22 protein-coding genes and 1 tRNA gene are annotated in these 25,320 nt (G+C 37.1%); 11 read left to right on the plus strand and 12 right to left on the minus strand.

The window, feature by feature from the left end; genetic code table 11:
* Nucleotides 1-83 precede the first annotated feature (83 nt).
* The 5 genes from EGI24_RS07555 to EGI24_RS07575 all read right to left on the minus strand — a co-directional run bounded on the left by EGI24_RS07555 (nt 84) and on the right by EGI24_RS07575 (nt 3,234).
* Nucleotides 84-1,256, minus strand: a complete 1,173-nt coding sequence (locus EGI24_RS07555; protein WP_255047756.1) for an AIR synthase related protein — start codon at nt 1,254-1,256, stop codon at nt 84-86.
* Between the two features lie 61 nt (nt 1,257-1,317).
* On the minus strand, nt 1,318-1,608 hold the full coding sequence (locus EGI24_RS07560; RefSeq protein WP_255047757.1) for a transcriptional regulator: 291 nt from the start codon (nt 1,606-1,608) through the stop codon (nt 1,318-1,320).
* Complete coding sequence (locus tag EGI24_RS07565) at nt 1,605-2,228, minus strand: hypothetical protein (RefSeq protein WP_255047758.1); 624 nt, start codon at nt 2,226-2,228, stop codon at nt 1,605-1,607. Before EGI24_RS07565 ends, EGI24_RS07560 begins: the two co-directional genes overlap by 4 nt.
* Nucleotides 2,229-2,231: 3 nt before the next feature.
* Nucleotides 2,232-2,570 (minus strand): diacylglycerol kinase family protein, encoded by a 339-nt coding sequence (locus EGI24_RS07570; protein WP_255047759.1) that lies wholly within the window; start codon nt 2,568-2,570, stop codon nt 2,232-2,234.
* Complete coding sequence (locus tag EGI24_RS07575) at nt 2,563-3,234, minus strand: DUF1361 domain-containing protein (RefSeq protein ID WP_255047760.1); 672 nt, start codon at nt 3,232-3,234, stop codon at nt 2,563-2,565. Before EGI24_RS07575 ends, EGI24_RS07570 begins: the two co-directional genes overlap by 8 nt.
* 177 nt (nt 3,235-3,411) lie before the next feature.
* On the opposite strand from EGI24_RS07575, the gene EGI24_RS07580 reads away from it, so the two are divergent.
* The gene (locus EGI24_RS07580) at nt 3,412-3,927 is read left to right on the plus strand and encodes an acyl-CoA thioesterase (protein ID WP_255047761.1); all 516 of its coding nucleotides are present in this window, start codon (nt 3,412-3,414) and stop codon (nt 3,925-3,927) included.
* Between the two features lie 34 nt (nt 3,928-3,961).
* Here the strand turns inward: EGI24_RS07580 and EGI24_RS07585 are convergent, their stop codons facing one another.
* Nucleotides 3,962-4,360 carry a hypothetical protein gene (locus tag EGI24_RS07585; protein WP_255047762.1) on the minus strand — a complete coding sequence of 133 codons (399 nt, stop codon included), beginning with the start codon at nt 4,358-4,360 and terminating at the stop codon, nt 3,962-3,964.
* Nucleotides 4,361-4,483: 123 nt separating this feature from the next.
* Here EGI24_RS07585 and EGI24_RS07590 point away from each other — a divergent pair.
* Nucleotides 4,484-4,555, plus strand: a tRNA-Arg gene (locus EGI24_RS07590).
* 82 nt (nt 4,556-4,637) lie between these two features.
* On the opposite strand, the gene EGI24_RS07595 is transcribed toward EGI24_RS07590, so the two are convergent.
* A complete protein-coding gene (locus EGI24_RS07595; RefSeq protein ID WP_255047763.1) occupies nt 4,638-5,636 on the minus strand; it encodes a hypothetical protein in 999 nt (332 codons plus the stop codon).
* A gap of 3 nt (nt 5,637-5,639) precedes the next feature.
* A complete protein-coding gene (locus EGI24_RS07600; protein ID WP_255047764.1) occupies nt 5,640-7,088 on the minus strand; it encodes an MBOAT family protein in 1,449 nt (482 codons plus the stop codon).
* 337 nt (nt 7,089-7,425) lie between these two features.
* Between EGI24_RS07600 and EGI24_RS07605 the strand changes: the two genes are divergently transcribed.
* Genes EGI24_RS07605 through EGI24_RS07630 form a run of 6 tightly spaced genes read left to right on the plus strand, consistent with a single transcriptional unit; the run spans nt 7,426 to nt 14,921 of the window.
* The gene (locus EGI24_RS07605; RefSeq protein WP_255047765.1) at nt 7,426-9,165 is read left to right on the plus strand and encodes a GMC family oxidoreductase; all 1,740 of its coding nucleotides are present in this window, start codon (nt 7,426-7,428) and stop codon (nt 9,163-9,165) included.
* A 28-nt stretch (nt 9,166-9,193) separates the two neighbouring features.
* Nucleotides 9,194-9,841 carry a gluconate 2-dehydrogenase subunit 3 family protein gene (locus EGI24_RS07610; protein WP_255047766.1) on the plus strand — a complete coding sequence of 216 codons (648 nt, stop codon included), beginning with the start codon at nt 9,194-9,196 and terminating at the stop codon, nt 9,839-9,841.
* Entirely contained in the window at nt 9,817-11,880 is a 2,064-nt protein-coding gene (locus EGI24_RS07615) for a TonB-dependent receptor (protein ID WP_255047767.1), read from the plus strand. The genes EGI24_RS07610 and EGI24_RS07615 overlap by 25 nt, the downstream gene beginning before the upstream one ends.
* A 27-nt stretch (nt 11,881-11,907) precedes the next feature.
* Nucleotides 11,908-12,756: a glycerophosphodiester phosphodiesterase family protein gene (locus EGI24_RS07620; protein WP_255047768.1), complete on the plus strand. Its 849-nt coding sequence runs from the start codon at nt 11,908-11,910 to the stop codon at nt 12,754-12,756.
* A gap of 8 nt (nt 12,757-12,764) precedes the next feature.
* Nucleotides 12,765-14,285: a GH3 auxin-responsive promoter family protein gene (locus EGI24_RS07625; protein WP_255047769.1), complete on the plus strand. Its 1,521-nt coding sequence runs from the start codon at nt 12,765-12,767 to the stop codon at nt 14,283-14,285.
* Nucleotides 14,286-14,291: 6 nt separating this feature from the next.
* Nucleotides 14,292-14,921, plus strand: a complete 630-nt coding sequence (locus tag EGI24_RS07630) for an oxidoreductase (protein WP_255047770.1) — start codon at nt 14,292-14,294, stop codon at nt 14,919-14,921.
* Here EGI24_RS07630 and EGI24_RS07635 read toward each other — a convergent pair.
* Nucleotides 14,918-15,268, minus strand: coding sequence for a DUF3276 family protein (locus EGI24_RS07635; protein ID WP_255047860.1), 351 nt, complete (start codon nt 15,266-15,268; stop codon nt 14,918-14,920). The genes EGI24_RS07630 and EGI24_RS07635 overlap by 4 nt on opposite strands.
* A gap of 200 nt (nt 15,269-15,468) precedes the next feature.
* Here EGI24_RS07635 and EGI24_RS07640 point away from each other — a divergent pair, with 200 nt between their 5' ends.
* From EGI24_RS07640 to EGI24_RS07650, 3 genes are all read left to right on the plus strand, one after another.
* Nucleotides 15,469-15,987, plus strand: coding sequence for a septal ring lytic transglycosylase RlpA family protein (locus tag EGI24_RS07640; protein WP_255047771.1), 519 nt, complete (start codon nt 15,469-15,471; stop codon nt 15,985-15,987).
* Nucleotides 15,988-16,896 carry a DUF58 domain-containing protein gene (locus EGI24_RS07645; protein WP_255047772.1) on the plus strand — a complete coding sequence of 303 codons (909 nt, stop codon included), beginning with the start codon at nt 15,988-15,990 and terminating at the stop codon, nt 16,894-16,896. It abuts the gene before it with no gap.
* Nucleotides 16,897-17,003: 107 nt separating this feature from the next.
* Nucleotides 17,004-17,324: a heavy metal-binding domain-containing protein gene (locus tag EGI24_RS07650; RefSeq protein ID WP_255047773.1), complete on the plus strand. Its 321-nt coding sequence runs from the start codon at nt 17,004-17,006 to the stop codon at nt 17,322-17,324.
* Nucleotides 17,325-17,330: 6 nt separating this feature from the next.
* On the opposite strand, the gene EGI24_RS07655 is transcribed toward EGI24_RS07650, so the two are convergent.
* The 3 genes from EGI24_RS07655 to EGI24_RS07665 all read right to left on the minus strand — a co-directional run bounded on the left by EGI24_RS07655 (nt 17,331) and on the right by EGI24_RS07665 (nt 25,232).
* Complete coding sequence (locus EGI24_RS07655) at nt 17,331-18,626, minus strand: AGE family epimerase/isomerase (protein WP_255047774.1); 1,296 nt, start codon at nt 18,624-18,626, stop codon at nt 17,331-17,333.
* A 41-nt stretch (nt 18,627-18,667) separates the two neighbouring features.
* Nucleotides 18,668-21,835: a VPS10 domain-containing protein gene (locus tag EGI24_RS07660; RefSeq protein WP_255047776.1), complete on the minus strand. Its 3,168-nt coding sequence runs from the start codon at nt 21,833-21,835 to the stop codon at nt 18,668-18,670.
* Between the two features lie 190 nt (nt 21,836-22,025).
* Complete coding sequence (locus EGI24_RS07665) at nt 22,026-25,232, minus strand: VCBS repeat-containing protein (RefSeq protein WP_255047777.1); 3,207 nt, start codon at nt 25,230-25,232, stop codon at nt 22,026-22,028.
* Nucleotides 25,233-25,320: the final 88 nt, after the last annotated feature.

The raw sequence follows: 25,320 nt of genomic DNA on the forward strand, positions 1-25,320 counted from the left end.
ATTTACACAGATGGGTTAGAATTATTCATTTATTTATATTCAAAAAACTAATGATTATCTGTTAAATCTCTTTTCAAAAAACCTCAATACTCAAACACCCCAAATTCACTAGAAATAGTCAATCTCTTAGCATCCGAAGCCTCCACTCTTCCCACAATCTGAGCAGGAATGCCGAAGCTTTCAGATATTTTGATAATTTCTTGGGCGTGTTCAGGTGAAAGATAGACTTCCAAACGGTGACCCATGTTGAAGACTTTGTACATCTCTGCCCAGGAAGTGCCAGATTGCTCTTGGATGAGTTTGAATAGAGGAGGTATCGGGAACAAGTTATCCTTCGTGATATGTACATTGTCCACAAAATGTAGGACTTTGGTCTGTGCTCCGCCGCTGCAATGCACCATGCCATCTATCTTGCCTTTGAGTTTAGTAAGTATTTCTTTTACCACTGGGGCATAAGTTCTGGTAGGAGAGAGTACAAGTTTGCCCACATTTACCATCAAGTCATCAGAAATTTGAACTTTGTCGGTCAATAATTTAGAGCCACTGTAAACCAACGAACTATGGATGTCTTGGTCATAGCTTTCTGGATATCTTTCGGCATAAATGCTGTCTAAAACATCATGACGTGCCGATGTCAGGCCATTACTGCCCATGCCGCCGTTGTATTCGGTTTCATAGGTAGCTTTGCCATATGATGCCAAACCCACAATCACATTTCCTGCTTTTATGTTGGTGTTGTCTATCACATCCGCTTTTTTCATGCGGGCTATTACGGTAGTGTTTACTGTTATGGTTCTTACCAAATCACCCACATCGGCGGTTTCGCCACCGGTGCTGTATATTTCTACGCCATTGTTGCGAAGCATAGAGAGCACCTCTTCGCCTCCATTGATGATTTCTGCCAAAACGTCGCCTGAAATTTTATTTTTATTTCTATCTATCGACGACGACATCAAAATAGGACCAGTAGCACCTACACAAAGCAGGTCGTCGGTGTTCATGATGATGGAATCTTGGGCTATGCCTTTCCAAACTGACAAATCGCCTGTTTCTTTCCAATACAAATACGCCAAAGATGTTTTTGTTCCGGCTCCGTCGGCATGCATGATGTTACAATATTCATCGTCGCCACCCAAAATATCAGGCGATATCTTACAAAAAGCTTTAGGAAAAAGGCCTTTATCAAGTTTTTCGATGGCTTTGTGAACATCTTCTTTGGAGGCAGATACACCTCTTTGCATGTAACGGTCAGACATAGTATAGCATTTTTGAAGATGCAATTTACGGCTTTTTGCCGTAAAAATGGAATTTTGGAGACTAGGAGTTTTTGATAAATTGCTCCAAAACGCTTAGGTGTTGCTCAAATGCTTTTCGTCCATCAGCTGTCACCGAATACAGTGTGTTGGGTTTACGGCCGATGAATTCTTTTTTTACCAGTAGATAACCGGCTTCTTCTAAGGCTTTTACGTGTGTGGCGAGGTTGCCGTCGGTCAGGTTTAACAGTTCCTTGAGCGAATTGAAATTCACAGACTCATTGACCATCAATACCGACATGATGCCCAGACGAGCTTTGCTCTCAAAAGTTTTATTGAACTGTTCTAAAATCATTTATCGTACTTAAAATACATCAATCCGCCATACAAAATATGCAAAAGGCCGAAGCCAATCACCCAAAACAAAAATGTGTACCCTGTAAAAAAGATACTCAAAAGACCCAATGTTATTTCACAAATACCCAATGAGAAAACATCCCTTACCGAATAGTTGGAAGCGAAAATCAAGGCCAATCCGTAAAAAATTAACGTAGATGAGGCGGCCATCCACATGTTGTTTTGCTGCACCAAAGCCAGTGAATAAATGGCTCCAGCTATCAAAGGAATGGTCAAATTTATCAATAATTTCTTAGATAAATTGTTCCAAACTTTCTCATTGTTTCGTTTTGCTTTGCGAATTGTGAAATATATTCCACCAATCAAGGCTCCCAAAAGTGTAAGTAGGGCTATTTTGAAAACATAAAGCTTAAAATCGCCCTCTAAATTGGCGGCATCTAGAATTCCTTGTGGATTACTATTTCCGGTGATTTCTACTTTTTTTGTATAAACCATAAAAGCCCCAAAAAGAGCTATTATTCCAGCCGAAATGCCAGACAATCCGCTTAAAGACAAAAACTTAGATGACCGCTCCATGAGCGTTCTTATTTCTTTTAGGTTTTCGAGGTGTTCGTTCATCTCTTAAAATATTTTGGGTAAAAATACCATACATCCTACTATTGCGGCGGCTATTGCCAAAAACAAAACTCCGGCTGCTGCCATGTCTTTAACTTTGCCTATTATGGGGTCTTTTTTGGGTTCTACTCTGTCACAAAGTTTTTCTATAGCCGAATTAAATGCCTCTGCCGACCAAACCAATGCCATTGCAAAAATGATGATTATCCATTCGTTTTTGTCGATTTTTAACCAATATCCAACAAAAATAACCAACAAAGTTGCTAAAAAATGAAATTGAGCGTTGTTTTCAAACCGCACCAAGTGTACCATTCCTGCCAAAGCAAACTTAAAACTTCTAAGCATTTTTGATATTTTCATGCTTAATAGATAATAAATTATAAAAAGACAAATATAAGCCAATCAGCACAATACTAAAAACCAAAGTCGTTTGTAAGGCCAATGGGTTGCTCGTTTCTATTATTGATTGTTGGATAAGATGGGCTGGATTTGAGAATAAATCCCAACTGTTAAATCTCGCAAATCTGCCAAGATAAAGTCCAAAACCGCTAAGCACCGCACTGCCCAAAACCAAAAACCATGCTATGCCACTTCCGAATAACTTTTTAGATAATATTTGGAAATTGTACATGGAATATAAACCAACCACAAGCCCCGTGAGGGCAGTTATAAAAATACCCACAGCGTCAAACCACAACAAATGTTTGGGCAAATGACTCAAATGCATAAGGTCAGTAATGATGTAAGGTGAGTTTGGGAAAAATAATAGCCAAGTGGTCATGAGTCCGATAATGGTTATTTTTATGCCTAATTTCTTAAAGCCGAAATTATCATGTAGTTTTTTTGCTAAAAAAATAAAAAATATCGGTGTGATGGCTAAAAACAGATTCCAAACTAAAAAGAATCCTAAATAAGTTCCTGTTTTGTAGACCCTGACTAATAGCAAAAGAGAGCATAATGCTATTAAAATCAATACACTGATGGTGGGTTTGCTGGGTTTAATGTTCATTATTGAGATATTGAAAAGTACTTTGTGTTTCAAAGTAAAGCTTTATTTCCCACCTTTCAAAATATTATGCTGAGTTTTTCTGAAATTAGATATTTTCATTAATTGTGTATTTCAATTTGAAAAACACAAAATTTAACTTGATAGAACGTATTTTTGTAAAAAAAAAACAACAAACGAATGCCCAAGGCAAAACATGTAAAAGAATCGCTAACCATCATGACAGAAATGGTTATGCCCAATGATACCAATACTTTGGGGAATTTGATGGGAGGGAACCTCATGCGAATGATGGATGTAGCAGCCGCCATTGCTGCACAGAAACATTCTAACCGAATTGTAGTAACGGCCTCAGTGGATAATGTATCGTTCGTAAATCCCATTCCGCTTGGAAATGTAGTCACTTTAGAAGCGAAAATTACGAGGGCATTTAATACTTCGATGGAAGTTGTGGTCGATGTATTTTCGGAGAATATTCCAGCAGGACAAAAAAGCAAGACGAATCAGGCTTTTTTGACCTTTGTGGCTGTTGATCAGTCGGGTAGGCCGATAGAAATAGCGGAGGCAATTCCTGAAACCGACTTAGAGAATGAATTATTTGATGGAGCTTTGCGTAGGAGGCAGTTGAGGTTGGTCTTGGCAGGAAGGATGAAGCCAGCAGATGCCACAGAACTAAAAGCAATATTTAAGATATAAAAAAAAGAGGCTGATTTTCAGCCTCTTTTTTGTTTTAGTAAGATCCTCTTCTGCGATCTTTTCTGTCTTCTTTTTTATCTTTAATATCCTCTTTTCTATCTCGTTTATCTTCCATTCTGTCTCTCTTATCTTCTTTGGCGTCTCTCACATCTTCTTTTTTGTCTCTGATATCTTCCAGTTTATCCCTGCGGCCACCGTTGTGAGCGGCATCCCACTTATCTTCGCGTTTGTCTCGGATATCTTCGGCTCTGTCACGTCTGTCTTCTGCTACATCACGTCTATCTTCAGCTTTGTCTTTTACATCTTCTTTTCGATCTCTACGATCTTCTTTTTTGTCTATCATTTTTCTTTTGTGTGGGTGTTGTGCCGAAGCATAGTTAGTGGTGAATACCAAGGCAAATACGAAGGCGATTGTTTTAAAAAGAGTTTTCATGACTTATAAATTTTTTAAGTTTAATAAATTATCCCGAACTGGAATTTTCAGGTATTGGATACTTAAAAATGAAAAAGGTTTAAAGACTGGCAAAAAAAAATTAGCTTTGTGCTTTATTTCAATGGCTCCATAGTTTAATGGATAGAACGGAGGTTTCCGGTACCTCTGGTGTGGGTTCGATTCCCTCTGGGGCTACTTCTTTATTAATATATTTATTTCAAAGTCAGAATCGTGTTAATTGGACTAAGTAAACATTATTTTTGCTCAACTCAAATCCTCACCTCACCACCACCGAATCAATAATTTGCTTAGAAATATAATTCTGAAAGTGAATTCTATCGGGGTAATTGTAGAAGTCATCGGTGTATTTATTCTTTCCTGAAAAGTCATAAAGGTGGTTTTTAAAATGCTTTTTCAAGATATTAAAGTCTTTATTACTAAGCTTTTGCTGGTCGTAAAGAGGAGTTAGTACCACATAATATTTTGAATGATGCTTCTCTAAAAGTTTAGCTATTTGCTCAATCATTACTTCTTCATCTTCAGATATTTGTGGCGATTTATATTGTTGTTCTTTCGGTCTTTCATATAGGAAGCCAGACTTTTTCAAAGAATCCATTCTGTGTTTAAACTCCTCATCAGATTGAATATATTGATATTTCCTGATTTCTTCTGCTGAGCATACATGATTAAAATCGTTGGTAATAGGGTCGAGTTTTCGGTTTACATACGAACTTGTTAGCTCGCCTTTTCCAATCAATATTTTGAATTTATCCATGTCAAAATTTGAGAAAAAAGCAATCAAATGGTTATAGTAATATATAGCTTTTGACTCTTTGGTAATCAAATAGTGGTCCATTGGACTTAATTTCCCTTCTTCGTTAAAAGTATAGTCGGTATCCAAGTACACCATGATATTGTCTAATTGATATCCACAGGCATCCAAATATCGTAGTTTGGCAAGAATTCCTCCGATTGTCTCATTCCAATTGGCATAATGAAAGAATTTAGCATAAGGTAGTTTTGTCTGCAAATAACACCCATAAATACTGCAACTGCGGCTACTGCCCAACACGAAAGAATTGTAGGTTCTGTGGGTGCTTAATAGTTTTTTTGTAGATATATCATTGAGCTGCTGGAAATTATAATTCCATGCAAAATTGTCTTTCTTTGTAAAATCTCCATAAACGTCGGTTTTTACATAAAAAAACAAGGCTACGATTCCCAAAATAAATAAGGGCAACAGAAACAGTCCGAGTTTAGATAGGAATTTTTTCATTGCTTAGAATTGGAAATATATAAATTCTTGTTGAGAGCCTCCGAAAAGGAAGATGATTGCAATCAAAATATAATAAAACGTATATCGTATCGCCGGTTTCCATTTATTTCCGAATTTTTGAAGGGCAAATTGTTGCTCTCGTCCAAACCATTCCACAAGCATAAAACCTAATACAAGTACAAGTGTGAGTAAAGCTTTATTTTGTCCTTCAAATTTAGGAATTACAAATAAGCTAGAAGAGAATATCTCAGAAATGTACGAAAATGCATGCGAAACACTTTCTGCCCTAAAAAACACCCATGCCAAAAGCGTGAAATGAAAAGTGACCACCATTTGAAATAATTCTTTCGCATTGGGTAATGCTCTTCCTTGAGCTACAGTTTCTAGATTGTTCCTGTTGTTTTTTGAAATCAAAAGCGGCAAAAAGAGTAAGGCGTTTATACCGCCCCAGATGATATAGGTCCAGTTGGCTCCATGCCAAAACCCACTCACCAGAAAGATGATAAAAGTATTCCTTATTTTTTTTAATAAACTTCCTTTACTTCCACCGAGCGGAATATAGAGGTAATCTCGAAACCATGTTGATAAAGAAATATGCCATCTACGCCAAAATTCGGCAATATCTCTTGAAAAATATGGGAAAGCAAAATTGCGGAGAAGTTCCATCCCGAAAAGTCTGGCAGTACCCAAAGCCACATCAGAATAGCCTGAAAAATCGCAGTAAATTTGAAATGTAAAAAATAATGCACCTAAATACAGTGAACTACCTCCGTAATCTTCTGAATTATTGAAAAACATATTGGCATACTGGGCACAATTGTCTGCAATCACGATTTTCTTAAACAATCCCCAAAGTATTTGCTTGGAACCATCTATGGCCATGGCATAGTTAAAAACCCTTTTCTTTTGGATTTGGGGCAAAAGGTGTGTAGCTCTTTCTATTGGACCTGCCACCAATAGTGGGAAAAAACTCACAAAAACAGAATATTCGATAAAATCTCTTTCGGGTTTGATTTTATCTTTATAAATGTCAATTACGTACGACAATCCATGAAAAGTATAAAATGAAATGCCGATGGGTAGAATAACTTTGAGTGTCTCAAAATGTGTTTCAACTCCTGCAGTGGATAAGCCAACAGACAAAGAGTCCATAAAGAAATTATAATATTTGAAAATTCCCAAAAAACCTAGATTTATGCCTATGCTTATCCAAAGCCAGGTTTTTTTCCAAAAAGTAGACTTAGCCTCAAAAATTTTTATGCCAGAATAATAGTCTAAAAAAGTAGAAAACATCAGTAGAAACAGGAATCGGTAGTCCCAACAACCATAAAAAAAATAGCTGGCAACCAACAGCAGTAGGTTTTGATGATTTAATTTTTTATTGAAAACAAACCAATAAAGAAAAAAAACTATCGGAAGAAAAATACCAAAACTTACAGAATTAAAGAGCATTTTTGGATTAAAGTCATTTTTTTAATGCCTTTCAATTTGCTTGAAAAACTATTGTTTTTGAAAACAAAAAGGCAAATTTTGAAAATTATAAAAGGCCTTAGGTAGTACAATACAATGCAAAATTATGAAAAAAAACTTTATTCTAATCTTAAACTTTCTGAGGGTCTTTTGTCTGTAATTTAGTGCGACTGTCTCATGTATATTTAATCCGCTCTTTCCTTAGTCCATTGGCCACATGCATTGTATTAATAAAATAATTTAAAAAAAATGAAAAGCCGCTTTATTTAACCGAAAAATCCCTTTATTTTTAGGAAATTAAATATTCAACCATAGAAATATGAAGGATTTTCAGATAAAGGAGCAAGCCAATGTATTTGATGTTGTGATAGTTGGCTCGGGTGCAGGAGGTGGCATGGCCGCCTATCAGTTGACCAAAGCAGGGGCGAAAGTTTGTTTGCTTGAAGCTGGTGGTTATTTTGACCCCGCAGACCCAAAGTACATCAATCAGCTCAAAGGTCCTTGGGAATCGCCAAGAAGGGGAGCCAGTACCTTACGTGCTTTTGGTGACTTTGATGCTGCCTGGGGAGGCTGGGAGATTGAAGGAGAACCTTACACCCGTAAAAAAGGAACAGAATTCGACTGGTTTCGTTCTAGAATGCTAGGAGGTAGAACCAATCACTGGGGAAGAATTTCTCTTCGTTTTGGGCCAAAAGATTTTAAAAGAAAAAGCATTGATGGCTTAGGAGACGATTGGCCTATCAGCTATGAAGATATTGCCCCTTATTATGATGAGGTTGATAAACTTATAGGCGTTTTTGGCACCCGAGAAGGTCTTGCCAATGACCCAGACAGTATTTATTTACCAGCACCTAAGCCTAGACTTCATGAGTTGATGCTCATGGAAGCCAATAAAAAAACAGGTGTCTTGACCATTCCATCCAGATTATCAATGCTTACCAAGCCTATTAATGGCCGAGGAGAATGCTTTTACTGTGGTCAATGTAGTCGAGGATGTATGGCTTATGCTGACTTTTCTTCTTCTTCTGTATTGGTCATTCCAGCCATGAAAACAGGAAACCTGACCCTCATAAACAACGCGATGGCTCGTGAGGTACTAACAGACGAAACCGGAAAAGCTACTGGTATCTCTTATGTAAACAAATACACTTTAGAAGAAACAACCGTAAAAGGAAAAATAGTGATATTGGCCGCAAGTGCTTGTGAGTCATCTCGATTGTTGTTGAATTCTAAGTCGGCCAACCACCAAAATGGCTTGGCTAACGCTTCGGGTGTGGTAGGTAAATACTTGCATGACAGCACGGGTGCAAGTAGGAGTGCATTTATTCCTCACTTGACCAACCGTAAAAGATACAACGAAGATGGCGTAGGTGGCATGCACGTTTACTCACCATGGTGGTTGGATAACTCAAAATTAGACTTTCCAAGAGGATATCACATAGAATATGGTGGAGGCCAAAGAATGCCAGGCTATGGCTTTGGTTTTGGAATGGAAAATGTAAACGGAAAATATCCTGATCGTTCTGGCAAAATGAAAGACGCAGGTGGTTATGGAGCATCTTTGAAAGACGACTACAGATTTTTCTATGGAACAGATATTGGTATGTCAGGCAGAGGAGAGGCGATTGCTCGTGAAGATAACTATTGCGAAATAGATCCAAACGTAGTGGACAAATACGGAATTCCTGTGTTGAGATTTAACTACAAATGGAGTGAGCATGAAATAAAGCAAGCCAAACACATGCAGGATACCTTTGAAGAGATTATCCATGCTTTAGGTGGAATACCAAACGGAACAAAGCCAGGAGCTGATACCAATTATGGATTAGCGGCTCCCGGAAGAATCATCCATGAGGTAGGAACTGTAAGGATGGGCAATGATCCGTCGAAGTCGGCTTTAAACAAAAACTGTCAAGCCCATGATGTCAAAAACTTGTTTGTGGTAGATGGAGGGCCTTTCGTATCTCAAGCCGACAAAAATCCTACTTGGACCATTTTGGCGTTATCGCTAAGAGCTTCGGAGTTTATCATGAAAGAAGTAAAAGCCAAGAGTTTATAATCATTCTTACGTCTAAAAACATTAAAAAATGAATAGGAGAGATATTTTAAAGAATATTGGATTAGGTACTGCTGGTGTGATAGTTAGTGGAGAAGCTATCGGGCAAGTAAAGCCAAAAGCCACCCCAGTTAAAGAAATACCTGAGGCACAAAATGGCAAGCTTCGTGACGAAATAATACACGATAATAAGCTAAAAGCCGCCAAGTTTTTTACGGCAGCAGAAATGGCCGCCATTACAGTTTTGGCAGATATTATTATCCCAGCAGATAAAACATCAGGCAGTGCAAGCCAAGCGGGAGTACCCGCGTTTATTGAGTTCATTGTGAAGGACATGCCACACCACCAAACGCCTATGAGAGGTGGTTTAATGTGGTTAGACAATGAATCAAAAAAGATGTTTTCTAAAAAGTTTGTCGCTCTCAGTGCAGCTGATAGGCTTAAAGTAGTGGATTTGGTGGCGTTTCCCAACAAAGCCAAAAAGGAGCATTCGCAAGGCGTAAGCTTTTTTAATTTAATGAGAAATCTTACGGCCACAGGTTTTTTTACATCAGAAATGGGTGTGAAAGACCTTGGTTACATGGGCAATACCCCCAACAAATGGGACGGTGTACCGCAGGATGTTTTAGATCAATATAATCTTAGCTATAAAGAATGGGAAAAGCATACAGCAAAATAATCGGCTATGCTTTTTTATTTTTAAGTTTTTTAGATGTCTATTCACAAGCAGACTCCACGATTTTGCTTGATGAAACGGTGGTTAAGGGATTTGAAACCAATCAAAGTATATTAAAAACAGGAGCTTCGGTAAACAAAATTTCTTTCAAAGAAATAGAAAGATTTGGTAATACGAATCCTGTAGAGGTATTAAATGCTCAGGCTGGCGTTAGGCTCGAGGAACGTTCACCAGGAAGTTATAGAATTGCTATAAGAGGTAGTTCTTTGCGTTCACCTTTTGGGGTAAGAAACGTAAAAGTCTATTGGAACAACATACCGATTTCTGATGGAAATGGTCAAAGCTATTTCAATCAGTTGGATATCAACAGTATAGGGAATATTGAAATACTGAAAGGTCCGTCAGGAAGTATCTACGGGGCAGGTATTGGCGGTGTTATTAGTCTCCAAACAAAAAATGCTTTGCCGGGTCATCATATAAGTTCGGCCATTCATGTTGGTAGTTTTGGTACAAGAAATACCTTGATTTCCTATCAAAACGGTAGTTCTAAAAACAACTTGTTTTTGAATTTTTCCAGTAATAATTCTGAAGGCTACAGAGACCATTCAGCATTGGACAGAAAGACACTTAACATAAGTAATACTTTCTTTCTAGCAAAACATACCATTAGCTTCTTTGGACTACTTTCAGATATAGATTATCTTACCCCAGGCGGATTAACCTTAGCCCAAATGGAAGCCAATCGAAAAGCTGCAAGGCCAAAGACGCCAGCAACTCCTGGTGCTGCAGAGCAAAAGGCTGGAATCAGACAAAAAATTGGCGTTTTTGGAGTTTCAGATCAATGGGATTTGAAAAATAATTGGGCTTTAAATTCAGCTATTTTTTTTACCGCGAACAGCTTAGAGAATCCTTTCATTACCAATTACGAACAAAGAAAAGAGCATACAGAAGGTTATCGTTTGGTTTTGTCCAAAAAGTTTAATCAAGCTAAGCTTTGGTTAGGTTCTGAAGGCTTACAGACTTTTTCTACTTTCGATGTGTTTGATAATAATTTTGGAGAAAAAGCAGCGGCTAGGTACACCGATGAGATAGGGTCAAGTCAAAATTCCGTCTTTTTGCAAGGTCAATGGACGCTACCCAATGATTTTATTTTAACCTCTGGCATTAGTCTAAATGCCCAAAAATATGATTTTTTAAGAATACCGATTTTGGCTTCGGTTAGTAAAATTGATATTTCTGATAAACCTGTTGTGCCTTTTTCTCCAAGAATAGCCTTATTGAAAAGTTTTGGTGATAAAAATTCTATTTTTATAAATTTTAGCAATGGCTTTTCATCTCCAACCGCACAAGAATTGGTTTCTTCAGTTCAAAATTCACCTAATTTTGAATTGTTAAAGGCAGAAAAAGGACTTAATAAAGAACTCGGTTTTAAGCATGTTTCGACTAGATTTTGGAACGCTGAGCTTGTATTTTTTCAGCAAAACATTAAAAATGGCTTAGTAAGAAATCTTACAGCTGGAGGAAATGAGTACTTTTTAAACACCGGAGCTATATTGCAAAACGGAATTGAATTTTCTAACAATTTTGGATTGGTTAGAACCAACACCACTAAATTTATAAAGGAGGCTAACTTAGGTTTAAATTTAGTTTATAACGATTTCATTTATAAAGAGTTCACATCTGGCACAAATGATTTTAGCAATAAAGATTTGCCTGGCGTGTCAAAGTATAATGGTTTTTTGAAATTGGATATTATTCAACAAAAGGGCTTTTTTATAAATTATGATATGAATTATCTATCGAAAATGCCTTTGAATGACGTTAATGCTGTATTTTCTGAGGATGTGATTTTGTCACAAATTCGTGGTGGATTTTCTCAAAACTTTGGCAAAGTTGGTTTGAAAGTTTATGCCGGAATAGACAATCTTTTCGATGAAGATTATTCTTCTGGTTATGATTTCAATGCCTTCGGTAATCGGTTTTACAATCCATCTCCACCCAGAAACTTCAATGGAGGTGTGAAGTTGGATTTTAGGTTTTAGGTAAGCCTTTAATAACACTTCCTAATTATGGATGCCATTCCGAGACAATTTGAGATACAAGGTCATAGAGGTTGCAGAGGTCTTTTGCCTGAAAATACCATTGCTGGATTTATAAAAGCCATTGATTTAGGGGTTGATACTTTAGAACTCGATGTGGTGGTTTCGAAAGATCGAAAATTGGTGGTTTCTCATGAGCCTCATTTTAATCCGGAAATTTCCACAGCTCCAAAAGGGAAATTATTAAAATCCCATCAAGAAACTAATTTGTTTGAGATGGACTATGATGAAATCAAAAAGTATGATGTAGGTCAAAAAGGAAATCCTAATTTTCCGGAACAGTATAAAGTAAAATCACATAAACCGCTTCTTTCTGAGGTTTTTCAAGTCGTTTCTGATTATCAATCCACTCGAAATAGCCGGCCAGTTTCTTACAATATAGAAATAAAAAGCCTTGCTGATGAATATCATAAAACACAACCGGCTGCTGAAGAATTTGTTGATTTATTATTGTTGGAAATAGGTAATGCTTTGAATATCAGTAAATTTACTCTTCAAAGCTTTGATTTTAATGTCTTGCGATATTTAGATTTGAGACGAGAGAATACAAAAAAATACAGTATTTCTGTGCTTATCGAACCCGAAGATAATAACGAAATTGATTTCAATCTTGAAAAACTCGGATTTAAACCCGATATTTGGAGTCCAAATTTCAGTGTTTTGTCTCATGCAAAGGTGGAGTATTTGCATAGTCTTGGAATAAAAGTGATACCATGGACGGTAAATACAGAAGCAGAAATGGACAAAATATATGCCTATGGATGTGATGGATTAATTACAGATTATCCAAATAGAGCCATAAAATACATCAAAAAATAAGTTTTATTTTGAGCTTAATTACAGAAGTAGTAGGATTTTTTATCAAAAGACGCAAGTCTCGTATCGAGCATTTTAAAATGTACCCGGTGGAGACCCAGAGTGAGCAGTTTTTTAGTTTGATTGACCGAGCCAAGTTTACTGAATTTGGTCTAAAATATAGTTTTTCGAGCATCACTTCTATCAAAGATTTTCAGGAAAGGGTGCCAGTAGTAACTTATGAAGAGCATTATCCATGGATTGAGCGGGTAATGAGAGGAGAAAAGAATATTATTTGGCCTTCAGAAATCAACTGGTTCTCTAAATCTTCGGGTACTACAAATGCCCGTAGCAAGTTTATCCCTGTTTCTGAAGAATCACTCGAAGAATGTAATTACAGAGGAGGTAAGGATTTGCTTACCCTTTATTTTGATAATAAAATAGATTCGCAACTGTTTGAAGGGAAAAGTGTATCTATCGGAGGTTCACTCCATCCAAATCCCTTCAATACGCCTGCCATGACGGGTGATATTTCTGCAATAATTACCCGAAATATGCCCAAATGGGCTGAGATGTTCCGGAGTCCACCTCCAGAGGTCGCCTTATTAGAGAAATGGGAGGATAAAATGGGACTTATGATTGACATTTGTTCCAAAGAAAATGTAACAGGAATAGCAGGTGTGCCAACATGGACTGTGGTATTAATTGAAAGTATCATAGAACGTATGGGTGCAAAAAATGCCCTGGAAGTTTGGCCTAATTTTGAAGTTTTCTTTCACGGAGCGGTTTCCTTTACGCCTTATAGGTCATTATTTAGTGACAGGCTTTTTCCAAGCAACAAAGTTAATTATTTTGAAAGTTATAATGCTTCTGAAGGTTTTTTTGCTATTCAGGATGATTTTGCATTGCAAGATCAAATGCTATTGATGTTAGATTATGGTGTATTCTATGAGTTTCTTCCTGTAGAAGAATGGGAGAATGAATTTCCAAAATCGCTCACATTAGACGAGGTAGAATTGGAGAAAAGTTATGCGATGGTAATTTCTACCAATGGCGGTTTGTGGAGGTACAAGATCGGAGATACGGTTAAGTTTACCTCAAAATATCCATTCAGAATAAAAATTACAGGTCGTACCAAGCATTTTATCAATGCATTTGGAGAAGAGCTGATGGTAGAAAATGCTGATCAGGCTCTTACAGAAGCTGCTAAAGATGCCCAAGTAGATTTAAAAGAGTACACAGCTGGCCCAATTTATATGGAGAGCGACACTAAAGGTGGGCATGAATGGATAATTGAATGCTCTAAAATTCCAGAGAATCAGGAACGCTTCGTTGAGATTTTGGACAAGAAATTGAGAGAAGTAAATTCAGACTATGATGCCAAACGCCAGAATGATATTGCATTGGTGAAACCGCTGGTACATTTTGTAGAAACTGGGGTTTTTTATAAATGGATGGAAAGTAGAGGGAAATTGGGTGGTCAGCACAAAGTGCCCCGTCTGAGCAATTCAAGAGAGTTTTTGGATGAGGTTCTAGCCATATTAAAATCATAAAATATTATGAAAGCTATCGTAGTAGGTTCAACTGGACTTATTGGTTCTGAATTGTTAAAACTTCTTGAAAAAGACCAGTCTTTTACTAAAATCACTGCTTTGGTCAGGAAAAAGACAAATCTGGTTAGTTCTAAAGTGCTTGAAGTGGAGGTTGACTTTGGAACTTTACCAGCAGCATTATTTGAAAAGCAAGAGGTAGTTTTTTGTTGCTTAGGTACAACCATAAAAAAGGCAGGAAGCAAAGAAGCTTTCAGGAAAGTGGACTATGAATATCCTTTATTGACAGCCAAAATAGCTAAAGAAAAAGGGGTGGAGCAATTTGCCATCGTTACTGCCATGGGATCAAATCCACAATCTAAAATTTTCTATAATAATGTCAAAGGCGACGTAGAAAATGCCTTAAAAAACATCAATTTTGATAGTCTTGGTATTTTCAGACCATCCATGTTATTAGGTGAAAGATCAGAGGTTAGAACAGGTGAGCGTATAGGTCAGGCTGTGATGAAGCTATTTTCGTGGGCAATTCCAAAAAACTATAAAGCTATTCAGGCTAAATCAGTTGCCATTGCGATGGTAAACTTCGCAAAAAGGAAACAAAAAGGGAATATCATTATCGAGAATGGGCAAATGCTTTAATCCCACTTGAAATTGGAACTGAGCAAATCGTCATCATTTTTCTTGGGTCTGTCAAAATGATCTTCTTCTGAATTTCTAAATTGAGAAAAATCTACATGAGGCATCAATTCTGACTTTATATGATCTACAGTTTCTTGTAGTGCTTCTACTACTTTATCAAAGTCTTCTTTGTAAATAAATAATTTACTTTTTTCGAACACAAACTCGCCATCTTTTTGAAATCTGCGGCTTTCTGTTACAGTCAGGTAGTAATCGTTGGAGCGAGTAGCTCTTACATCAAAAAAATACGTTCTTTTTCCTGCCTTGATTCTCTTTGAAAAAATCTTCTCTTGCTCTTCTCTTTCCACTTGTAGTTTTATTATGGGTTGTTTGATTTCCAAAAATAGGTTTTTATTGGCTTAAATAAAAAAAAATCAACTAAAAATAGTCTCATTCTGGTCGAAAAAACATAAATAAATGAATAAAAATTTGTACTTTGTGGGTAAGATTGTTTAAAAGTATCGGGATAGAACAAAAAAATCTAAATAAATCTATTCTTTTTGCAAATATGGATTTGAGGAAAAATAGTATTCTAAAGTACATTTCATTCACTTTTTTTTTATTGCTTTTAACGGTAAATTTACTAGCACAAAAGGTTGAAATTGGAAAGGAATTTAAAGGTAAGAGCTCATATTATGGGAAAAAATTTAGTGGAAGAAGAACTGCCAGCGGTGAACGCTTAAACAATAGGGATTTTACTTGTGCACATAAGTTTTTTCCCTTTGGTACTATGATTGAGGTGGAGAACCCCATAACCAAACAATGGGTAGTAGTAAGAGTAAATGACCGGGGCCCTTTCACAAAAGGAAGAGTTTTAGACTTGTCTTACGAAGCTGCCAAAACAATTGGACTTCTTCAGAAAGGAATCATGAATGTCAATGCGAAAGTAGTAGGAATTGACGGAGAAATCATGTTATTTAGGGACGGAAGTACCGAAGATAATTTTCAAGAGCTCTTTGCGAAAGATAGCATACAATTGATTGTGCCTTATTTGCCCGAAACCTCGGCCAAGAAAAAGAAGAATTAAATGCAGAAATTAGATTTATCTAAAATAAGAGAATACGGCAACTTAGATTTTTTGTCGAAACAACTGGTAGAAGGATTTATTACAGGCCTTCACAAATCACCATTTCATGGGTTTTCTGTGGAGTTTGCTGAGCATAGATTGTACAATTCTGGCGAAAGTACCCGACACATAGATTGGAAGGTTTTTGGAAAAACAGACAAACTTTTTGTAAAGCGTTTCGAAGAAGAAACCAATCTCAGATGTCATCTTTTATTAGATGTTTCCTCGTCGATGTATTATCCAATCAAGAATAATGGTAAGCTCAACTTCTCAGTGTTGGCAGCTGGAACATTGGCCAATATGCTTCAACGTCAACGTGATGCTGTAAGTTTGGTTACATTTTCTGATAAAATTGAAACACACACGGAGTGCAAGTCTACGACTACACACATCATGAAGATTTATCAAGAATTGGAAAAAGTCTTAAATCGTAAGCACGATTTGCAAAAAACTTCAGTTGTTGAAACATTACATGAAATTGCAGACAAAATACATACCAGGTCATTGGTGGTTATTCTCAGCGATATGTTTGAAAACATGGACGATATGGACAAGATTTTTTCGGCCATGCAGCACCTCAAGCACAATAAACATGAGGTTTTGTTATTTCATGTTACCGACAAAAAAACAGAGTTAGACTTTGATTTTGAGGAAAGGCCTTATGAATTTGTGGACTTAGAATCTGGCGAAAAAGTAAAGATTCAGCCTTCTCAAGTTAAGGAAAAATACATGGCTGTTTTGGAGGATTTTCATCACGAGCTTAAAATTAAGTGTGGCCAGTACAAAATTGATTATATAGAAGTAGATATCGAACAAGGCTTTGACCAAATACTGTCTTCTTTCTTGGCTAAGAGAGCAAAAATGAGGTGATTCAGCCTTTTTCGCCATCTGTAATATCAAAATAGCCAATCATAAATTTTTTATAGCATCATAATCAAAGTTGCCTCTATTTTTGAACAAAAAAACAAAATATAAGCATGTTACTTACTACTACTCCCAGCATTGAAGGCCGTACTATTGTGGAATATAAGGCCATCGTTACAGGCGAAACTATTATCGGAGCCAACATTTTCAAAGATTTTTTAGCGGGTATCAGAGACATCGTAGGTGGCAGATCAGGATCTTATGAACGAGTGCTTAGAGAGGCTAAGGATACCGCCATGTCTGAAATGATTGATCGTGCTCGCAGATATGGAGCAGATGCCATAGTGGGTATCGACCTTGACTACGAAACTGTGGGTAAAAACGGTGGAATGCTGATGGTTTCGGCCTCAGGTACTGCGGTGAAACTGAATTAATGTCTTTTATTCCAAGCGTCTAATCATTTCCATACATGCCCTTGCGTTGTGGTAAGGGCATTTCCACATTCCGATTTTATCCATATTGGTGAGTGCCTTGTTTTCTGAATTAATACCCCAATACCATTCACCAGTAGGCGAAAGAAGTCTTTTCTTTATGAAATTCCAAGATTTTAAGGACTGCTGATAATATCTTAGGTCTTTAGAGATTTGATAACTGTTATAAAATCCAACCATGGCTTCAGCTTGTGGCCACCAATCTTTTTGCGTTTTTAGGTGCTTCCCATCTATTTCATAGTACATGCCACCATCGGTGTCAATTCCCTTTTGAGCGGAGTTGCTTAGGCCAATAGAAAAAGGTTTTATTCTCATTATCCAAGTCTCGTCGTGTAATATTTCGGCAGTTTCCAATAACAACCAAGAAGCCTCTATGTCGTGTCCATAAGAAATAATTTCGGACCTAGCCTGCCAGTCATCGGTTAGAAAAAGTATTTGTGTTTGGGTATTTTTATCTATGATTCTATCAGTAAAATTGCTTAGCAGACCATGCAATTGTTTTTTCAAAAAAGGATCTTTCCAAACTCTGTAAAGATTGGTATAAGGCTCAATGATGTGCAGGTGGGTATTCATTGATTTTTTTTGATCTGTTTTACCTTGTGTTATCACTTTGTCATCAGTCAGCTGCCAATTTTCTGTTGCAACTTCAAAATAACCCCCATTTTTTTTGTCAAATCCATGTTTTTCTATGAGTTTGAAGAGTTCGATGGCAGAGTTTAGAGCGGCCTTATCGCCAAATGCTCGGTAATATTCCGAAAGCCCATAAAGCATAAAACCTTGGCCATATATCTGCTTGTGTTTCTCCTTTGGGTTTCCAAGATAATCCACCGACCAATAGCCACCTCCATTTTTCTTATCCCAGAAATATTTCATTAAATATGAATAGGCTCTTTGGGCCATCATTTTGTACTCGGGCTTTGGATTATGGATAAAAGCCGCTGAAAAAGTCCATAAGATTCTGCTATTCAGAACCAAGCCTTTGTCTGCTTTTGGGTATTTCACATCATTGCCATCTATTTTTCCTATAAAGCCTCCGTTTTCTTGGTCAATAGAATTTCTTATCCAATAAGATAAAATATTTTCTAATTCTGTTTTCATTTCAGTTCTAAACTGCTCTTTGGATAAGAGTAAGGAGTCTTTTTCTTTTGAAATATAAAAAAAATCTTCATTGGATAACCAGCCTGCCCTAGCATTTAATCCAAAAGAAAAGGCTACAAAAAAAATTATACAGAAATTTATTTTCATTGATATTAAACGGTCTAAGAACCAATAATTCATAAAATGTTTTATTTTTCGATGATTAATGCTGGCAAGGCTTTTTGTTTGTACAAATCATTAAACCTTACTATCTCCTCTTTAATTATTTTATCCAGGCTATCCTTTTGCTTCTTCCATTCATTCTGTAGATCATCCAATCTTGTCTTTGTTCCGAGGGTTAAAGCTGGATTGTGACTATCCGCACGAGATTTTAAATCTAAAAATTCTGCATTAAGTCTATTAGGAAAATTAATGACATCCTGAAAAGTCTCTTGTTTTGATGATATTACATTATTCTCCCAATCATTAATTTTTTTCAAAATTTCCTTTCCTTGGTCTAATATTTCCGTGAATTCTTTTTTCTCTTTCAACAGTGTCATATAGCTTTCTAGTTGAGCTTTGACTTTTCGCATATTTATCACCGATTGATGAATTTCTGCAACATTTGACTCAATTTGTAAGAGGAATTTTTCTTGTGCTTCAAAATCAGCAGCTGTAGCTTTTAATCTTGGATCAGGTAGTACTATAGCTTCGGTCAAAGAAGTGTCTTTTCCCGCTATTAACTTAATTTTGAAAGTATTAGGAGCAACCAATGAGCCTCTGTAATCACCATTTACGAATACTTTACTGATTCCAACTACACTTTCCTTTCTTAAATCCCAGAATGTTCTATTCAAGCCTTTTTTGCTTGGAATAACTTGCTTTTCGGCTGGTCCGCCTTCATATTTTACAAATAATTTATCCTTTTGATTGTCCAAAGTTCTTAAAGTCTTTCCACTCAAATCTGTTATTTCTATTACCACTTTCGAGCTATCCATGTTTTCAGTAAGGAAATAATCTAAAATTACGCCAGTCGAAGGGTTTTGTCCCAATCCTGGTATTGGTTCTGGAATAGCCGGTGCGTCGAGTTTTACGGTATTCTTAGGCTTGAAGATTCGTGTTTTCGAATTTTTGTCTAAACTTCCCGCTTGTTGAATTGGCGATAAATCATCTAAAATCCAAAAAGCTCTACCAGCAGTTGCAGCTATTAAATCATTATCTTGTATGGCTAAGTCTGTGATTGGTACTACAGGCAAGTTTAATTGCAACTTCTGCCAATTGTCGCCATCATTGAAAGATACATAAAACCCAAGCTCAGTACCACAATACAAAAGTCCTTTTATTTTTTGGTCTTCACGAACCACTTTGGCAAAATCGTTGGTTTCAATTCCCTTTACGATTTTTGTCCAGGTTTGTCCAAAGTCTGTGGTTCGATAAATGATTGGTGTGAAGTCATTAAATCTGTATTTCGTGGCTACAATGTATGCTGTGGAGGCACTGTGAGGCGAGACCTCTATGCTATGTATCAGGCATTCTTCCAGATCTTTTGGCGTAACGTTTTGCCAGCTTTTACCATCATCTTGAGTTAAATGTACAAGACCGCAGTCGCTACCAGTCCACAACACTCCTGGTTTATGAGGGGAAACAGCAATGTACTGCAAGGTATTGTACACTTCACCTCCAGCCCCTTCACTTGTATATGGGCCTCCTCCGTCCTCTTGCTTGCTTTTTTCATTTCTGGTTAAATCACCACTTATTTCTTTCCAAGATATTCCGTTGTCACTACTTTTTAATACCACATTACCCCCGTGATAAATGGTGCCATTTTGAAAAGGGGAAGCTACAATGGGAGCATTCCAATTAAATCTATATTTTTGGGTATTGGGTTTTACTCCCAAACCAATATGTGGATATGCCATTACATCTTTTGTAGTTCCAGTTTTTATGTCCAATACTTCAATATTTCCTTGATAGCATCCACCATAAATATATTGTGGGTCGGCTGGATTGTCAAAAGAAATAAAGGCAGACTCACAGCCTGGGCCAATAAACCAATCTTGCCATCCTATTCCACCACTGGTAGTCCTTGAACTAACCCCCAAAGAGGTGTTGTCTTGCTGGCCGCCATAAACAGTATAGGGGAATTTTTTATCTGTAATGACCCTATAAAATTGTGCAGTAGGTTGATTTTGTTGCGAACTCCAACTTTTTCCACCATTAAAAGAGATATTGGCCCCTCCATCGTTGGCATTTATCATGTTTTGATTGTTGTTTGGATTTATCCAAACATCATGATTGTCTCCATGGGGAACAGCGACAGGTGCAAAATTTCGACCTCCATCAATTGACTTTAAAAATGGTGCATTCATCACATACACCACCTCAGGGTTGATGGGGTCAGCAAAAATTTCGATATAATACCAAGCTCTAGCAATAGTAATTCTTTGTTTAGAAGTTTGGGTCCAAGTTTTGCCAGCGTCATCGCTTCTATAAACTCCTGCTTTATCTCCTTCCGCTTCAATATTTGCAAAGACCCGATTAGAGTTCGCTCTAGACACAGAGATGGCAGATTTACCAAAGGTTTTAGGCAATCCATCGCTTAATTTTTTCCATGTTTCACCACCATCGTCAGATTTGTAAATTGCACAACCCGCTCCACCGCTTTCTACTTTCCATGGGTATCTACGGTGCTCCCACATCGATGCATAAAGAATTCTAGGATTGTTCATGTCCATGCTTAAATCTGCACAACCCGTGTTAGCATTGACATAAAAAACCTTTTTCCAGGTTTTACCTCCATCGGTTGTTTTATAAACACCTCTATCTTCGTTGGGCCCATGAAGTGCACCCTGTGCAGCCACAAATACTTCATCGGGATTCTGTGGATGAATTCTGACTGCCGAAATATGTTTGGTTGGGGTTAAGCCTATATTTTTCCAGGTTTTTCCTGCATCAGTAGATTTGTAAATTCCATCACCATGAGAAGTCATCACACCTCGAACCGCATGTTCACCCATACCCACATATAAAACGTTTGGATCGGATTCAGCAACCGAAATAACGCCTACTGAGCCAGTTTTTATTTGCCCATCTGAAATGTTTTTCCATGAAATACCTGCATCTTCCGTCTTCCAAATGCCACCTCCTGTGCTGCCAAAATAATAAACCAAGGGGTTTTGTTTGACACCTGTGGCGGTAACGCTTCTTCCACCTCGGAAGGGTCCTATGTTACGCCATTTTAAACCTTTATAGAAATCGGCATCAAAATTATTGACCTCAATCTGTTGTAAAATGGGGCCGCTTGCCTTAGTTTTTTTTTGACCAAAACTTGAAAGAGAAAAAGCAAAAAGACAGAAGAAAAGTAAGTAGTTTTTCATGTAAGGTTTTTAGGGTTTAATTATTAAATAAAAGTATGCTATTTTTTCAAATGCTCGATATTGATAATTTATTATTTTTCGAATATTGATTGTCCTATTTATTTAAGTTAGCTTTTTTAAACACAATCAAGGTTTTAACATGCTTAGATAACTTGAATAATGTTCAAGCACACAAAAAAAGGTTTTGTTTTTATATTGTAATGTTCTTTTTAAAAGCCTTGGCTTGTTGGTTGTTAATTGCCACAATTAATTGATTATTTATCATTTTTAACCCCCTGACGTCGCCTTTTACACCCAAACTCGACTGATAATTAAAATTACCTTTTTTGTCATTTATAAAAACTTGCACATAATTGGCATCAATATTTCCGAGTCTTACTCGGCCCTTAGATTGGTTTCCTCCTAAAATCAAATCTAGAAAACCATCTCCATTGATATCTGTGTTTTCGATCGCATAAATGGGTGCAAACTGGGCTTGGATAGGCAAGGTCTGTATTGTGAAAGTGCCTTTGTCATTCTTGAGATATACGGATTCCAAGGTTGTTATTTCTAGTTTTTTTATGTCTTTATTTTTAAATTCTGCCAAGACTTCGTCTATCGTGGCGGTAGAATAAGCTTCGTGGCTTATGTATTTCTTTTTAAGGCTAACTATTTGATCTGAGATTTCATCACGGCTGTAAGCTGGGTAATTTTTACCTTGTGTATAATAGGCGAGAATAGGGTCAATTTTGCCATTATCGTCAAAATCTTGATAAAAAAGGCTAACTGGTTCGGTGGTGCTGGCTTTTAGTTGGGAGTTAACTCCTAAATTGCCTACAATGAGGTCCTCATCACCATCTTTATCAAAATCACCCGCTTTAACACTTGACCAAGCACCTACTAATTTTGAGGTTTCATTATCAAGTAATGAAAAAATCCCATTGTTATTTTGTAATATCTGAATCCCAGTCCATTCTCCCACAATTACCAAATCTGGCCAGCCATCTTTGTTGAAATCGGTGCTGGTGATGTCAGTAACAATACCCAAATTGTTGAATATCGGGTCATCTACTTTTGTGAATTTACCAGCATCATTTCTATAAAGTCTGCTTGGGTTAGAAATGGGAAAATTCCATGGAACAACGGAGCCACCCACCACGAGGTCGAAGTCGCCGTCTTTGTCAAAGTCGATGGTCTCTATGCTGGTGTCGGCATAAGGTGTATCTACCAGTGCATCAAATGATTTAGAGAAATTTCCTTTTCCGTCGTTGATATAAACACGGTTTTGAAGCATTAAATCATTCGGGAGGTATTCATAACCGCCACTGCTTACTATCAAATCGAGGTCACCATCTTTTTCAATATCCAAAAATACAGCATCGGTATCGGTACAAAGTTCGTCTTGTTTGAATACGGTTTGCTCTTTTTTGGAGAAACTACCATTAGCCAATTGTAGGAATAATTCTGAAGAAAATCCTTTGCCGCTTCCAATGAAAACATCTTCTAGCCCGTCGCCATTTACATCGCCTTTTGTAATTCTAGGTCCTTGATAGGAATACATTTGTGGCATCAAGATTTGTCTTGAAAAATCGTTGAGCGGCATTTGATTGTGAGTGAAATTTAAGGCATTAATTTCACTGAAATACGCTGGTTCTGAATCAATTGAAAAGGAGGTTTTGTTTGGACGATAGTTTATTTTTAGCGTTTGATTAGACGTAATGTTCGTTTGTTTTTGCACTTTCCCATCAGGCCAAACTATGACTAAACTATCAATCTTATTTAGGTCACCTAGTCCAAAAATCAAGTTGGAATGGCTGCTGCTTTGGTAGCCATGTATGGGTGTGAATTCTTGAAATTGTTGGAGATTTTGAGCATAAAGATAGAATTTTGCACCAGTCTTTCTGGAATCGGAACAGCTGACGCTTAGGTAATTTCCCAACTTATTTTCGGTGCTGAGGTTTTTGTAAACAAACGATTCCTCGTTGAGATTGTTGGTTACAATTTCCAAATCTCCATCGTTGTCCAAATCCACCGAAATGGTGCCATTGGTGATAACGGCATCTTCAAAACCCCAGTCTTTTTGTTTGTTTGTAAAAGTCAGGTTTTTGTTATTTTTAAAAATATAATTAGGCGTTTTAGTCGACGGCATTTTTTTGATAACCTCCATAATGTTTATGCCAGATTGCTGCCCTTCGTCGGCATAATACTTCATAAAATCCATATTGGTGTAGTCACGGAGGTAGCCATTTGACACAAAAACATCTTTGTAGCCATCATTGTCATAATCTGCAAAAAGCACTGACCAAGACCAATCCGTATTGGATAAGCCAGCCAGCTGGCCTATTTCGCTGAAAGTCCCGTCGCCATTGTTTAGCTGCAACATATTTCTCATAAACGAGGGCTGGATGCCATTTTTAAGCATCGATAAATAAGCTTCATATTTTTCTGGTCCGAAGAGCAATTTCTGTCTTTTGTTGTCTTCCGGAAGCATATCTGTGGTTATGATGTCGGGCAATAGGTCGTTATTTATATCACCAACTTCATTTCCCATCGAGAAATAGCTCGTATGATTGGTTTTAGATTTTATTTCGTCTGTGAAAGTTCCATTTTTGTTGTTGATATATAGATAATCTTCCTCCAGATAATCATTCGAAACATAAATATCCGTCCAACCATCGTTGTTTAGGTCGGCGGTATGTATACCTAGACCAAAGCCTATTGGATTACCTTTTATGCCCGCTGCTATACTTACATCGACAAATTTTCCTTGATTATTTTGCATAAGTCGATCACCAGCTAGAGAATCTCGCATGAAGTGAACTGCTTGTACATCGAATCGCTTAAAATCTTTCACGTTGTGGTTGAGCAGGTAAACGTCCAAATCACCGTCTTTGTCATAATCAAAAAAAGCGGCCTGGGTGCTGTAGGTTTTCAAATCCAGTCCGTATTCAGCGGCTTTGTCAGTAAAAGTGAGGTTTTTGTTGTTGATGTAGAGTTTGTTCCCTCGTAATTCTGGATTGTCAATATTGGCAGAAACAGAAACATAAATGTCTTGATAGCCGTCGTTGTTTATATCTACCACGCTTACCCCAGTTTTCCACTCACCGTTGTATTTTATGCCGCTTTTTTCGGTGATGTCCTCAAATTTTAGTTCGCCTATGTTGATATAAATCTTGTCTGTGCCTTGATTGGCAGTGTAGTAGAGGTCTTGCAAGCCATCGTTGTTAAAGTCTGCGGAAGCAACGCCACCACCATTATAGAAGTATTCGTAGTTTAGTACATTATCAATTTCATTTTCGGTGATTTTGTTCGCAAAATCAATATTTGTATCACCCGAACTTAACTTCTCAAAGAGCTGGTTTTTGTTTTTACAAGAAATCAATAAAACGAAAAAAGTAAGCGTAAAAAGATATTTCATTTAATAGAAAATAGGAGAATTAATATTCTTCAAAAATAAGTCTTTTCTTTATTTTTATTGGCTTATTGCTGAATTTAAAATGTATACA

The sequence above is a fragment of the Lacihabitans sp. CS3-21 genome, assembly GCF_024343675.1.
GTDB lineage: Bacteria > Bacteroidota > Bacteroidia > Cytophagales > Spirosomataceae > Leadbetterella.